The organism is Bacillus sp. FSL K6-2841 (assembly GCF_037976435.1).
Classification (GTDB): domain Bacteria; phylum Bacillota; class Bacilli; order Bacillales; family Bacillaceae; genus Bacillus; species Bacillus pumilus.
Genome location: NZ_CP150266.1, coordinates 913,512 through 926,303, shown reverse-complemented (window position 1 = coordinate 926,303; position 12,792 = coordinate 913,512). Strand labels below are relative to the sequence as shown.

The window sequence follows — 12,792 nt, the reverse complement described above, 5'->3', positions numbered from 1 at the left end:
TCCTGTCTCGCTAGAGACATGTCTTGAAGGAATGATCCTTCAAAACTAAACAAGACGAAAACGCACGCTGCTCCATATATCCTTAGAAAGGAGGTGATCCAGCCGCACCTTCCGATACGGCTACCTTGTTACGACTTCACCCCAATCATCTGCCCCACCTTCGGCGGCTGGCTCCATAAAGGTTACCTCACCGACTTCGGGTGTTGCAAACTCTCGTGGTGTGACGGGCGGTGTGTACAAGGCCCGGGAACGTATTCACCGCGGCATGCTGATCCGCGATTACTAGCGATTCCAGCTTCACGCAGTCGAGTTGCAGACTGCGATCCGAACTGAGAACAGATTTATGGGATTGGCTAAACCTTGCGGTCTCGCAGCCCTTTGTTCTGTCCATTGTAGCACGTGTGTAGCCCAGGTCATAAGGGGCATGATGATTTGACGTCATCCCCACCTTCCTCCGGTTTGTCACCGGCAGTCACCTTAGAGTGCCCAACTAAATGCTGGCAACTAAGATCAAGGGTTGCGCTCGTTGCGGGACTTAACCCAACATCTCACGACACGAGCTGACGACAACCATGCACCACCTGTCACTCTGTCCCCGAAGGGAAAGCCCTATCTCTAGGGTTGTCAGAGGATGTCAAGACCTGGTAAGGTTCTTCGCGTTGCTTCGAATTAAACCACATGCTCCACCGCTTGTGCGGGCCCCCGTCAATTCCTTTGAGTTTCAGTCTTGCGACCGTACTCCCCAGGCGGAGTGCTTAATGCGTTAGCTGCAGCACTAAGGGGCGGAAACCCCCTAACACTTAGCACTCATCGTTTACGGCGTGGACTACCAGGGTATCTAATCCTGTTCGCTCCCCACGCTTTCGCTCCTCAGCGTCAGTTACAGACCAGAGAGTCGCCTTCGCCACTGGTGTTCCTCCACATCTCTACGCATTTCACCGCTACACGTGGAATTCCACTCTCCTCTTCTGCACTCAAGTTTCCCAGTTTCCAATGACCCTCCCCGGTTGAGCCGGGGGCTTTCACATCAGACTTAAGAAACCGCCTGCGAGCCCTTTACGCCCAATAATTCCGGACAACGCTTGCCACCTACGTATTACCGCGGCTGCTGGCACGTAGTTAGCCGTGGCTTTCTGGTTAGGTACCGTCAAGGTGCGAGCAGTTACTCTCGCACTTGTTCTTCCCTAACAACAGAGCTTTACGATCCGAAAACCTTCATCACTCACGCGGCGTTGCTCCGTCAGACTTTCGTCCATTGCGGAAGATTCCCTACTGCTGCCTCCCGTAGGAGTCTGGGCCGTGTCTCAGTCCCAGTGTGGCCGATCACCCTCTCAGGTCGGCTACGCATCGTCGCCTTGGTGAGCCATTACCCCACCAACTAGCTAATGCGCCGCGGGTCCATCTGTAAGTGACAGCCGAAACCGTCTTTCATCCTTGAACCATGCGGTTCAAGGAACTATCCGGTATTAGCTCCGGTTTCCCGGAGTTATCCCAGTCTTACAGGCAGGTTACCCACGTGTTACTCACCCGTCCGCCGCTAACATCCGGGAGCAAGCTCCCTTCTGTTCGCTCGACTTGCATGTATTAGGCACGCCGCCAGCGTTCGTCCTGAGCCAGGATCAAACTCTCCGAGGTATGCAGGATGCATATCACACATGCGTTGCTACACGATGTAGCGAACTTAGCATGTGATCATTTCCTGCCTCGTCAGCGTTTGACTGACTACCTATGATATTTCATAGGATTTTTTTATAAAAACTCGAATTAACAGGTACGTTTTGTCTTGTTTAGTTTTCAAAGATCATCTTCGTCGTCTCTCAGAGGCGACTTTCTTAATATAACATTTCGACGCTGTGTGCGTCAAGTGTTTTTTAGAATTTCTTTTTGTCAGCTTTTCTTTCAAAGCAACTTGGTTGCTCGTTAGCGACGTATAATAATATACCATCATAATATTCAGGCGTCAATATCTTTTTTCACAAAATATCCTCGATGATAGATTTTTTGCCCCTTTGTCTCAATCGGCTCCACTTGGACAATTCCTTTTTCCACAAAGAAATCAATCATGACGCTAAGGTCAGGCGTGAAATACTTGAGGTCAGGATGCGCGAGCAGCTCGCCAAAAAGCCATATATCTTGCTGTTCCATGACATGACGCAAATGAGCGGCACCAATTTCTGCTTTTGAATGGATCAAAAAGTCATTTGCTAAAAATAAAAGTTCCAAACGCTTATGAAGGCTTTCGTGGCTTTCAATGAGTTCTGAATAAAGTTTATAAACTTCCGGTTCCATATGTCGCACCTGATTCCAAACTGTCACTTCTGGATGGAAGCCTTTATCGATTACTTCAATACGCGCCAAATGATGCAGCGCATGCACAATTGAATTATATGCATCAAGGAATTGATTTGACTCAAAAAATGCTTTTCCTTCTATATATCTGCGAATTAGCTTGCCGTATTCTAAACCGATTTTAAGTTTGCGATTTGAAAATGGGAATGTACTCAGGTCATCAATTAAGTTAAAAATATATTCATTTCGGTCAAATAGGACTTTCCCATTCAAAATCCAATCAATGATTCGGCGGTTCGTGCCTAGGGTAATCCATTCCTTCAACTGCTCATCTGTGACAACATTTAAAGAAGCTGTTTGGTGATCGGATTCATAGTGCTTGATAAATAACGGCTCTTCCGCTTCTTTTACAATGACTAGAAGTGCTGCATCAAAGTTATCCGTCTCAGAAGATACCTTGTGTCTTCTTTCTACTATAATCACAGCCAATGTGTCTGGATGACTTGCTCTCTCTTGATAAATAGGACGGAGAAGATTTTCCATAGTGATTCCTCCAATACTCGGGTGTAAAGTTCTTCTCTAATGCTATGTATTTCTCCTCATAGAATCAAAATTCCTTCAATTCAAGAAAAAAGATCATTGAACCATTATAAGCAATTTATTCACAAAACTCTATAACTAATTCAAACGGAAAGGTAAAATGTGCTATATTGGAGACAAGGGGGGCTAGGGATGGCGAAATACTCCAGTAAAATTAATAAAATCAGAACATTTGCACTTAGCTTGGTTTTTGTTGGCTTTCTGATCATGTATATCGGTGTGTTCTTCAAGGAATCGATTTGGCTGTCGACTTTCTTTATGCTGCTCGGCGTCTTATCGATCGGATTGAGTACAGTGGTTTACTTTTGGATCGGTATGCTTTCTACGAAGGCAGTCCGTGTCGTATGTCCAGGCTGTGAGAAGGAAACAAAAGTGCTTGGACGGGTGGACATGTGTATGCATTGCAGAGAGCCGCTTACACTCGATCCAGCATTAGAAGGCAAAGAGTTTGATGAATCCTACAATCGAAAAAAGTCATAAAAAAAGCTGACCATTTAACCGGTCAGCTTTTTCATTAATGATTTTCTTTTTTCGCACATTCTTGACAAGTCCCATAGATCTCCAAGCGATGATGACTGACTTTAAAGCCCGTCACATGGGATGCAAGCTGTTCAACTTCATCAAGGCCAGGATAATGAAAGTCCACTATTTTTCCGCAGTTTTCACAAATCGCATGGTAATGGTCAGATGTCGCAAAATCAAATCGGCTTGAGGAATCACCGTACGTTAATTCCTTTACTAATCCAGATTCCCGGAAGACTCGTAAATTGTTGTAAACCGTTGCGACACTCATATTTGGAAATTTACCTTCAAGTGCTTTATATATATCGTCCGCGGTTGGGTGAGTCATAGAATTTACGAGAAACTCCAAGATGGCATGGCGCTGCGGAGTAATTCGAACACCGGTTTCTTTTAAAGCATCTAAAGCGTCTTTTAGTTCGTGAGCAGCCATTTCATCATGCACCTCTCTTCAAAAATATTCTTATATTATAATCTTTATAAATAGTGTACCCCCAGAGCCGAATCTTTGTCAATTACAATCCTCTTTTTTACCTATTCTTTTTCACAAAAAAGACCGGCATGTGTGCCGGTCCTACCCTGTGATGATATTAAGCGTGAGCTTTTAGTTCCTCAAGCGCTTCTTCTACGTGGTCTTTCACCTTAACTTTTCTCCACTCTTTTACAAGCGTTCCTTCTTTATTAATAAGAAACGTTGAACGTTCGATGCCCATGTATTCTTTGCCAAAGTTCTTTTTCAGCTTCCATACTCCAAAGGCTTCAGACAATTTCTGTTCATCGTCTACAAGAAGTAAGAACGGTAAATCATGTTTTTCTTTAAACTTCTGATGCTTGTCCTGACTGTCTGGGCTTACGCCGATAATGACAGCATCTAATTCTGAAAAGCTTTGATGGCGATCGCGGAAATCACATGCTTCTGTTGTACAGCCGGGTGTCATATCTTTTGGATAGAAATAAAGGACAATATGTTTTCCTTTAAAGTCAGAAAGCTTTATTTTCTCCCCGTTGTCACTGGTTAATTCGATTTCAGGTACTTGCTGGCCTACTTCGATTGTCATAACACAATCCCTCCAACCTATTTTTTAAATAGCCTATCCAATTTTGAGAGGATATTCAACTAAGGACTCTTGCATTGGCATGTTAAAATAATGATAGACGACGTGATACGTTGAGATAGGAGGCTATTTATGAAATTCACAGAATCAGAAAAATTACATCAAGAGGCGCTGGAGCATATTGTTGGAGGTGTCAACAGCCCCTCTCGTTCATATAAGGCAGTAGGCGGCGGTTCACCCGTGGCTATGGAAAAAGGAGAAGGCGCTTATTTTTGGGATGTTGACGGTAATCGCTATATCGATTATCTAGCAGCATACGGCCCCATTATTACAGGACATGCCCACCCTCATATTACAAAAGCGATTACAAAAGCGGCTGAATCAGGCGTTCTTTACGGAACGCCAACGAAGCATGAAGTCACTTTTGCTAAAATGCTGAAGGAAGCCATGCCTGCTTTGGACAAAGTCCGCTTTGTCAATTCAGGTACTGAAGCGGTGATGACAACGATTCGTGTGGCACGTGCATATACAGGCAGAACAAAAATCATTAAGTTTGCCGGGTGCTATCACGGTCACTCTGATCTTGTACTTGTGGCAGCTGGCTCTGGTCCTTCCACTTTAGGAACCCCTGATTCAGCAGGCGTTCCTAAGAGCATCGCCAATGAAGTCATTACCGTTCCATTTAATGATATTGACAGCTACAAAGAAGCATTGGATCGATGGGGCGATGAAGTCGCAGCTGTCCTTGTCGAGCCAATTGTCGGGAACTTCGGCATCGTAGAACCTAAGGACGGTTTCCTGCAACAAGTCAATGACCTCACTCATGAAAAGGGCGCACTTGTGATCTATGATGAAGTAATTACAGCTTTCCGCTTTATGTACGGAGGCGCACAGGACTTGCTTCAAATAAAACCTGACCTCACTGCATTAGGAAAAATCATTGGCGGCGGACTTCCGATCGGTGCTTATGGCGGTAAAAAAGAAATTATGGAGCAAGTCGCTCCTCTTGGACCGGCCTATCAAGCTGGCACGATGGCAGGAAATCCTGCATCCATTCTTTCTGGTATTGCCTGCTTGGAAGTGTTAAAACAAGATGGTGTTTACGAACGTCTAGATCAGCTTGGCGCTATGCTAGAAGAAGGCATTTTAGCCCATGCAAAAAAACATCAAGTAGATATTACAGTGAACCGCTTAAAAGGGGCTCTTACTGTCTACTTCACAAAAGAAACCATTGTAAACTATGAGCAGGCTGAAAATACGGATGGCGAAATGTTCGCCCGCTTCTTTAAATTAATGCTTTCGCAAGGGATTAACCTCGCTCCTTCTAAATATGAAGCTTGGTTCTTAACGATCGCACATACTGAAAAAGATATTTCTAAGACGCTACAAGCAGTAGATCATGCGTTTGAACAGTTGAAACAATCATAATAGGGTCAAAAACAGGCGTAAAAAGATGCGCCTGTTTTTTTATTTATCAGCTCTTATTTGTCAAAAGCGTGTGAATCTGTTACATTTCTTCTCAATACCTTCTTTTGATGTTTTCATGAACTTTCAAAAATCACTTGAATATTTCGGAAGACCGCTGTATATTACTTAGTTGTTCATCAAAATATTTATAATAAATGACGAGTGATCATCTATTATCTAAAAGAAAGGAATGCAGGGACAAAACCAATGAAACTTGGAGCCCGTATTTTAAAAACCGGTATTGCCATTGTACTCGCGCTTTACCTGGCAACATGGCTTGGGTTGCCAACGCCCGTCTTCGCGGGAATTGCAGCTGTATTTGCTATCCAGCCATCTATTTATCGATCTTTTTTAACGATTATTGATCAAGTGCAAGCCAATATTATCGGAGCAGCACTTGCCATTACGTTCGGTCTGCTTTTTGGTACTGGACCAGTCATTATCGGTTTAACCGCCGTCATGGTCATCGCCATTAATTTAAAGCTGAAGATTGAACACACGATTCCAATTGCACTTGTAACCGTCATTGCGATTTTAGAAAGTGCAGGGGATCATTTCCTTTCCTTTGCCTTAATTCGAACAGCTACTGTGGTGTTAGGAGTTCTTTCTTCATTTTTAGTGAATTTAATCTTCCTGCCGCCAAAGTATGAAACAAAGCTTGTTCATCACATTATGGAAAATACGGAGGAGATTTTAAAATGGATCCGTCTGAGCTCCAGACAGTCTACTGATCATTCCACTTTAAAGGATGACATCGATCAAATAAAAGAACGCATGATCAAATTAGATCACATTTACTTGTTATACAAAGAGGAACGAAGCTATTTAAAGAAAACAACCTATGTAAAATCAAGAAAGCTCGTTTTGTTTAGACAGGCCATTATGGCATCGAATCGCGCTCTTTACTTGCTGAAAAAGCTTCATAAATTAGAAAATGAAATTCATTTGATGCCAGAGCATTTCAGGGAAAGCTTAACAGATGAAATTGATTACTTACTGTATTGGCATGAGCGCACCTTGATGAAATTCGTCGGTAAAATGAAACCGCAGGACGATGAATTTCAAAATGAATGCTCTCTTCGTCTTGAAACGTTAACGAAATCATTTATCCAGCATCAGCAAAACCAAGAAAATGACTTGCTCGATTACAATATGCTAAATGTTATGTCCAGCATCATCGAATACCGTGATGAACTAGAGCATTTAGATACATTGATTACAAGCTTCCAGACGTATCACCCAAAAGACAGTGAAATTGAGACAGAAGAAAAAGAAGCATAGACAGAAAAGACCAATTCCTAGAATTGGTCTTATTTTATTTTCTTCATTTTAGGATCCAGTGTGTCACGTAATCCATCTCCCATCAGGTTAAAACCTAAAACTGTCAGCATGATCGCGACACCTGGGAAAATTAATGTCCAAGGGGCTTGAACGAGATAAGGTCTCGCATCGGCAAGCATTTTCCCCCACTCTGGGCTTGGTGCCTGTGCACCTAATCCTAAAAAACCTAAAGCTGCTGCCTCAATAATCGCTGTTCCGATCGCAAGCGTCGCCTGTACGATGACCGGCACCATACTATTTGGCAGAATGTGACGCAGCACGATGCGGCGGTGTGACATCCCAACCGCCTTTGCTGCTAGCACGTATTCTTCTTGTTTAATACTCAGCACTTTTGAACGAACGAGCCGTCCAAAGGTTGGGACATTAATAATCGCAATGGCAATAAGGGCATTTTGTAAGGAGGGGCCTAAGATGGAGACGATCGCAATCGCCAGTAGAATACTAGGAAAAGCGAGTAAAATATCAAACACTCTCGAGATCACAGCATCTAGCACTCTACCGCCATAGCCTGCAATCAATCCAAGCAGTGTGCCTAAAATGACAGACCCGAGAACCGAGAAGAAACCAACCCATAAGGAAATTCGCGCGCCATGCACAACTCTTGAGAATATATCTCTGCCGAAATCATCTGTACCAAACCAGTGCGCAGCTGATGGTGCACTAAATCGCTCACCGAGAGATTGTTCATTGATTCCAAAAGGAGCAATGAGCGGTGCGAATATTGCTAAGATCAGAAATAAAAAGACAATCACACTGCCAATGACCGCCAGCTTGTGCTGAAAGAACAGCTTCATCGATTCAAGAATCAATGATTGAGAGCGTTCTTCTTTTGGTTGAGGTGGTTCAAGCTCTTTTTGTGCTTCCATGTGATCACTCTCCCTCCCTAATATTTAATCCTTGGATCAATGACCGCATACAAGATATCCACAATGAAGTTGATCAGGACAAATATGAGCGCAACAACGAGAATGCCAGTTTGAATGACTGGGTAATCACGATAGCTGATGGCGTCATATATATACCGCCCAATGCCCGGCCATGCAAAAATGGTCTCTGTTAAAATGGCTCCGCCTAGCAAGAGGCCTGTCTGAAGACCAATAATCGTCAAGATCGGAATAAGCGCATTTTTCAACCCATGCTGATAAATGATGAAAAATGAACGTACTCCTTTTGCTTTTGCTGTTCGAATAAAATCTGAATGAAGCACTTCCAGCATACTTGCCCTTGTTATCCTCGCAATAATCGCAGCAGGAATTGTGGCAAGTGCTGTACTTGGTAAGATCAAATGCTTGATGCTGTCAGTGAATTGATCAAACCGGCCTTGCAAAAGCGTATCCAGCGTATGAATATAGGTGATTGACTCCACTGGATTTCTGACGTTTTCACGGCCCGTTGTCGGTAAAATACCTAATTCAATTGAGAACAGCCATTGCCCCATTAAGCCTAACCAGAAAATCGGCATGGACACTCCAATGAGTGCAATAAACATTGCGGCATAATCAAAGAAAGAATGCTTAAACCAAGCACTGATAATTCCGGCATTTACCCCCACAACGATCGCCAGCACCATGGCAAAAAAAGTCAATTCTAACGTCGCAAATAAGTATGGTTTCATTTCCTGGGCAATAGCCGCTCCTGTTCGTATCGAAGTCCCTAAATCTCCTTTTAAAAGGCCCAGCATGTAATGTCCGTATTGAACATACCAAGGCTGATTTAAACCGAGCTGGATGGTTAACTGTTCTACTGCTTCTTTCGTTGCCCGCTGTCCTAAGATAACCTGTGCTGGGTTCCCTGGAATAAACCGTATAATTGAAAACACGACCAATGTCATTCCGATCAATACTGGGATGAGCATTCCTGCCCGCTTCATACAATAAGCAAACAAACAGCTTTCACCGCCTTTTCTTTGTTTGAATAAGGGAGATACAAGATCTCCCTTATTTGCTTATTCGAAATACACGTCAGTCAAAGCTTCTGAACCAGTTGGATGCGGCTGGTAGCCTTTTAAATCACTAGATGCTGCAAGCATTGGGATCGAATGCACCAATGGAATCCAAGGTGCTTCGTCATGAATGATTTCCTGCGCTTTTTTATACAGCTCATTTCGTTTCTTTTGATCTGTGTCTGTTTGCGCTTCAATTAAAATGTCATGCATTTTATCATTTTGAAAAAATGTATAGTTGTTGCCGCCAATGCTGTCCTTGTCCAGCAGAGTGTAGATGAAATTATCAGGATCGCCATTGTCCCCTGTCCAGCCTAATAAGAACACATCTGCTTCCCCTTTACTTGCTTTATCTAAATAGGTGGCCCAGTCATATGTCACAATTTCTGCTTTGACGCCGACCTTTTCAAAATTTGACTGAATGACTTCTGCTACCTTCATTCCATCTGGCATATATGGACGTGGTACAGGCATTGCCCAAAGCTTGATGCGAAAGCCGTCAGGGAAGCCCGCTTCTTTTAATAGTTCTTTCGCTTTTTCTGGATCATATGGATATGGCTCAATGTCGTCATTGTAGCCTTCTAAAGCAGGCGGCAATGGATTTTTTGCTGGCTCAGCCAGTCCGCCATAAAATGACTCAATAATCGATTCTTTATCGACCGCATAATTGAGTGCCTGACGAACCAGCTTGTTATCAAGCGGCTTTCTTGTGACAGTCAGTCCGATATAGCCTACGTTCATTGATGGTCTTTCAATGAGCTGGAGTGCTTTATCCGTTTTAATGCCATCTAAATCTGACGGATTCACACCATCCATCAAATCGATTTCGCCTGTTTTCAAGGCATTTAAGCGAGCCGAGTTTTCTGGGATCGAGCGGAAGATGATTTGATTCAGTTTTGGTTTATCTTTCTGCCAGTAATCTTCGTTCTTTTCTAATACGATACGGTCGTTTTGTTTCCACTCTTTAAACTTAAATGGTCCTGTTCCTACTGGATTCTCGCGAAAGGAGTCGCCGCTTTTTTCAACAGCCGCAGGACTTGCGATGCCAAACGGTGACATGGCAATGTTTTTAAGAAATGTCGCCTGCGGTCGCTTTAGCTGAAATTCTACTTCATGCTCACCTTTGACGATGATGTCTTTAATGACATGTCCTTTATCTTTTTTATAGCCGCCAAACATGCCATAGTAAGGAAATTTTTCTGCATCACCATTCATCCAGCGGTCAAAGTTGAATTTCACTGCTTCTGCGTTAAAGTCTGTGCCATCGTGAAATTTCACACCTTCTCTTAAGTAGAATGTGTATGATTTTCCGTCCTTTGCAACATCCCAGTCTGTTGCGAGACCTGGGTGGATGGTCGTGTCTTTCTCACCGTAATTCAGGAGCTTTTCAAACATATTCTCTGTGACCTTGAAGGTTTCGCCTTCTGTTGTTGTGATTGGATCAAGTGAAGTGGAGTCTCCTCCTCTGCCAAATACGAGAGTGTCTTTTGTTGCCTTCTCTTCTGATGACGGAGCGGACGAGCATCCCCCCAAAAATAGTGCAAGCACCAGCACAAAAATGAAACTACTGAATAACCATGTCTTCTTCATTGTGTTCCTCCTTTTGATATAAGTAACACGCCGCCGCATGCCCCGGCTCCTCCTCATACAAAGCAGGTGCTGCTTTCAAGCATTTCTCCCACCTTTTTGGACACCTTTTGTAGAAAGGACAACCGCCGCTTGGCGTCATTGCAGACTCTTCTGCTGCCACATCTTGCGTCTCTAGCACGTGATCCATATGTGGAATGGATTTCAGAAGCAGCGATGTATAGGGATGAAGCGGGCTGTGAAACACATCTTCGGCAGGCCCCATCTCGACAATGCGGCCAGCATACATGACGGCGATTCGGTCGCTCATATACCTGACAACGCCAAGATCGTGAGAAATAAATAGATACGTCAGAGAAAGCGTCTTTTGCAATTCAAGCATCAAATTTAAAATTTGCGCTTGAACGGATACATCTAAAGCTGAAACCGGTTCATCGGCAATGACAAGACTTGGATGGGTAATGAGTGCTCTAGCGATCCCAATACGCTGCCTCTGTCCACCGCTAAATTGGTGCGCATAACGCTCCCCGTAGGAAGGATCAAAACCGACAATATGCAGCATCTCTTTGACCCACTTCCGTCTTTCTGCTTTCGTCCCATGTCGATGCACAATGAGTGGTTCCTCTAAAATATCTTTGATTTTCATTCGTGGATTTAATGAAGCATATGGATCTTGAAAAATCATTTGAATGTCTTTTCTTAAAGAACGCATCTCTCTTTCTTTCAAAAGAGTGACCTCTTGCCCTTTCAGTTGAATAGAGCCTGACGTCGGTTCAGTTAATCTCATTAAGCTTTTGCCAAGTGTTGATTTCCCGCAGCCTGATTCACCGACAATGCCAAGCGTTTCCCCCTCCTTCACGTGAAAGGACACTTGATTTAAAGCCAAAGTCGATTGTTTATGTTTAGAAAAAAAAGCGGCTGTGTCATACCGTTTTGTCAGCCGATTCACTTGCAAGAGTGGGTGACTCAGTGTCTTCTCCTCCTTCCATTAGAAAGCACGCCACGCGGTGATCCTGTTCAATGGATTGTAAAACGGGGTCTTCTTCAAGACATTGCGCCATTTGATAGGGGCAGCGCGCGGCAAATTGACAGCCGGATCGAATGGTCCCTGGCTTCGGTACATGACCTGCAATAGAGATGAGCTTTTCTTTTTTCTCTTTGAACGATGGAACTGAGGCGAAAAGACCTTTTGTGTAGGGATGCAGAGGTTTTTGAAAAATACGGTCAACGGTTCCTTCTTCTACGATTCGACCGGCATACATAATCATGACTCGCTGGCATATTTGCCGTACAACGCCTAGATCATGGGTAATAAATAAGATCGCGGTGTCCATCTCTTCGTTCAGCTTTTTGAGCAGGCGAAGGATTTGCGCTTGGATGGTCACATCAAGTGCAGTTGTTGGTTCATCTGCGATCATGAGCTTTGGGTGACAAAGCATCGCCATCGCAATCATCACACGCTGACGCATGCCGCCTGATAATTCATGCGGGTATTTTTTAAGCAACGATTCGGCTTGCTTCAATCCGACGGTCTGAAGCAGATCAACCGCCTTCGCTTTTGCTTCTTTTTGACCGATTGCTTGATGTGTGAAAAGGGCTTCTGTCATTTGTTTGCCGATGGTCATTAATGGGTTCAGAGAGGTCATTGGTTCCTGGAATATCATCGAAATGTCATTTCCTCTTATTTCTCGCCACTGTTTTTCTGAAAGCGACAGCAGGTTTTGCCCTTCGAATTGGATCTCTCCCGTTGTCTCTGTTTGCTGGTTCAGCCCCATTAATGACATAGATGTGATACTTTTCCCGCAGCCAGATTCGCCAACAATTCCTAAGGTTTCTCCTTTTTGAATCGAGAACGATATGTGATGGACGATGGGTACTTTTTGCTTTTTTTGCTGAAATGCAATGGACAGCTGTTTGACATCTAGCAGCACGTCTTGTTCTTTCACATATTCACCACCCCGTCATACTTTTTAAAATTGTATTGAGACAAGC

At 43.8% G+C, this 12,792-nt stretch carries 11 protein-coding genes and 1 rRNA gene; 3 read left to right on the top strand and 9 right to left on the bottom strand.

Annotated features, from left to right (window positions below; genetic code table 11):
• Positions 1-86: 86 nt before the first annotated feature.
• Both MHH68_RS04425 and MHH68_RS04420 read right to left on the bottom strand, forming a co-directional pair.
• Positions 87-1,635, bottom strand: a 16S ribosomal RNA gene (locus tag MHH68_RS04425).
• Between the two features lie 318 nt (positions 1,636-1,953).
• The gene (locus MHH68_RS04420) at positions 1,954-2,832 is read right to left on the bottom strand and encodes a nucleotidyltransferase-like protein (protein WP_003217861.1); all 879 of its coding nucleotides are present in this window, start codon (positions 2,830-2,832) and stop codon (positions 1,954-1,956) included.
• 189 nt (positions 2,833-3,021) lie between these two features.
• Between MHH68_RS04420 and MHH68_RS04415 the strand changes: the two genes are divergently transcribed.
• Positions 3,022-3,369 carry a YgzB family protein gene (locus tag MHH68_RS04415; RefSeq protein ID WP_003217804.1) on the top strand — a complete coding sequence of 116 codons (348 nt, stop codon included), beginning with the start codon at positions 3,022-3,024 and terminating at the stop codon, positions 3,367-3,369.
• Between the two features lie 34 nt (positions 3,370-3,403).
• On the opposite strand, the gene perR is transcribed toward MHH68_RS04415, so the two are convergent.
• Both perR and bcp read right to left on the bottom strand, forming a co-directional pair.
• On the bottom strand, positions 3,404-3,841 hold the full coding sequence (perR, locus tag MHH68_RS04410; protein ID WP_012009347.1) for a peroxide-responsive transcriptional repressor PerR: 438 nt from the start codon (positions 3,839-3,841) through the stop codon (positions 3,404-3,406).
• A 157-nt stretch (positions 3,842-3,998) separates the two neighbouring features.
• Positions 3,999-4,466: a thioredoxin-dependent thiol peroxidase gene (bcp, locus tag MHH68_RS04405; protein WP_339165328.1), complete on the bottom strand. Its 468-nt coding sequence runs from the start codon at positions 4,464-4,466 to the stop codon at positions 3,999-4,001.
• Between the two features lie 129 nt (positions 4,467-4,595).
• Between bcp and MHH68_RS04400 the strand changes: the two genes are divergently transcribed.
• A complete protein-coding gene (locus MHH68_RS04400) occupies positions 4,596-5,891 on the top strand; it encodes a glutamate-1-semialdehyde 2,1-aminomutase (RefSeq protein WP_339165326.1) in 1,296 nt (431 codons plus the stop codon).
• Between the two features lie 246 nt (positions 5,892-6,137).
• Positions 6,138-7,211 (top strand): aromatic acid exporter family protein, encoded by a 1,074-nt coding sequence (locus MHH68_RS04395; protein WP_058015788.1) that lies wholly within the window; start codon positions 6,138-6,140, stop codon positions 7,209-7,211.
• A gap of 29 nt (positions 7,212-7,240) precedes the next feature.
• On the opposite strand, the gene MHH68_RS04390 is transcribed toward MHH68_RS04395, so the two are convergent.
• The 5 genes from MHH68_RS04390 to MHH68_RS04370 are packed head-to-tail and all read right to left on the bottom strand — an operon-like array spanning position 7,241 to position 12,746.
• Complete coding sequence (locus MHH68_RS04390; protein ID WP_061407165.1) at positions 7,241-8,137, bottom strand: ABC transporter permease; 897 nt, start codon at positions 8,135-8,137, stop codon at positions 7,241-7,243.
• A gap of 17 nt (positions 8,138-8,154) precedes the next feature.
• On the bottom strand, positions 8,155-9,156 hold the full coding sequence (locus MHH68_RS04385) for an ABC transporter permease (RefSeq protein WP_061407164.1): 1,002 nt from the start codon (positions 9,154-9,156) through the stop codon (positions 8,155-8,157).
• A 60-nt stretch (positions 9,157-9,216) separates the two neighbouring features.
• On the bottom strand, positions 9,217-10,803 hold the full coding sequence (locus tag MHH68_RS04380; RefSeq protein ID WP_339165323.1) for an ABC transporter substrate-binding protein: 1,587 nt from the start codon (positions 10,801-10,803) through the stop codon (positions 9,217-9,219).
• Positions 10,778-11,755, bottom strand: a complete 978-nt coding sequence (locus MHH68_RS04375) for an ABC transporter ATP-binding protein (RefSeq protein WP_339165321.1) — start codon at positions 11,753-11,755, stop codon at positions 10,778-10,780. Before MHH68_RS04375 ends, MHH68_RS04380 begins: the two co-directional genes overlap by 26 nt.
• Positions 11,724-12,746, bottom strand: coding sequence for an ABC transporter ATP-binding protein (locus MHH68_RS04370; protein ID WP_061407158.1), 1,023 nt, complete (start codon positions 12,744-12,746; stop codon positions 11,724-11,726). The genes MHH68_RS04375 and MHH68_RS04370 overlap by 32 nt, the downstream gene beginning before the upstream one ends.
• Positions 12,747-12,792 lie beyond the last annotated feature (46 nt).

Excerpts from the sequence above, each read along its gene's own strand:
- MHH68_RS04420 (WP_003217861.1), bottom strand. The coding sequence starts at position 2,832 with ATGGAAAATCTTCTCCGTCCTATTTATCAAGAGAGAGCAAGTCATCCA.
- MHH68_RS04415 (WP_003217804.1), top strand. The coding sequence starts at position 3,022 with ATGGCGAAATACTCCAGTAAAATTAATAAAATCAGAACATTTGCACTT.
- perR (WP_012009347.1), bottom strand. The coding sequence starts at position 3,841 with ATGGCTGCTCACGAACTAAAAGACGCTTTAGATGCTTTAAAAGAAACC.
- bcp (WP_339165328.1), bottom strand. The coding sequence starts at position 4,466 with ATGACAATCGAAGTAGGCCAGCAAGTACCTGAAATCGAATTAACCAGT.
- MHH68_RS04400 (WP_339165326.1), top strand. The coding sequence starts at position 4,596 with ATGAAATTCACAGAATCAGAAAAATTACATCAAGAGGCGCTGGAGCAT.
- MHH68_RS04395 (WP_058015788.1), top strand. The coding sequence starts at position 6,138 with ATGAAACTTGGAGCCCGTATTTTAAAAACCGGTATTGCCATTGTACTC.
- MHH68_RS04390 (WP_061407165.1), bottom strand. The coding sequence starts at position 8,137 with ATGGAAGCACAAAAAGAGCTTGAACCACCTCAACCAAAAGAAGAACGC.
- MHH68_RS04380 (WP_339165323.1), bottom strand. The coding sequence starts at position 10,803 with ATGAAGAAGACATGGTTATTCAGTAGTTTCATTTTTGTGCTGGTGCTT.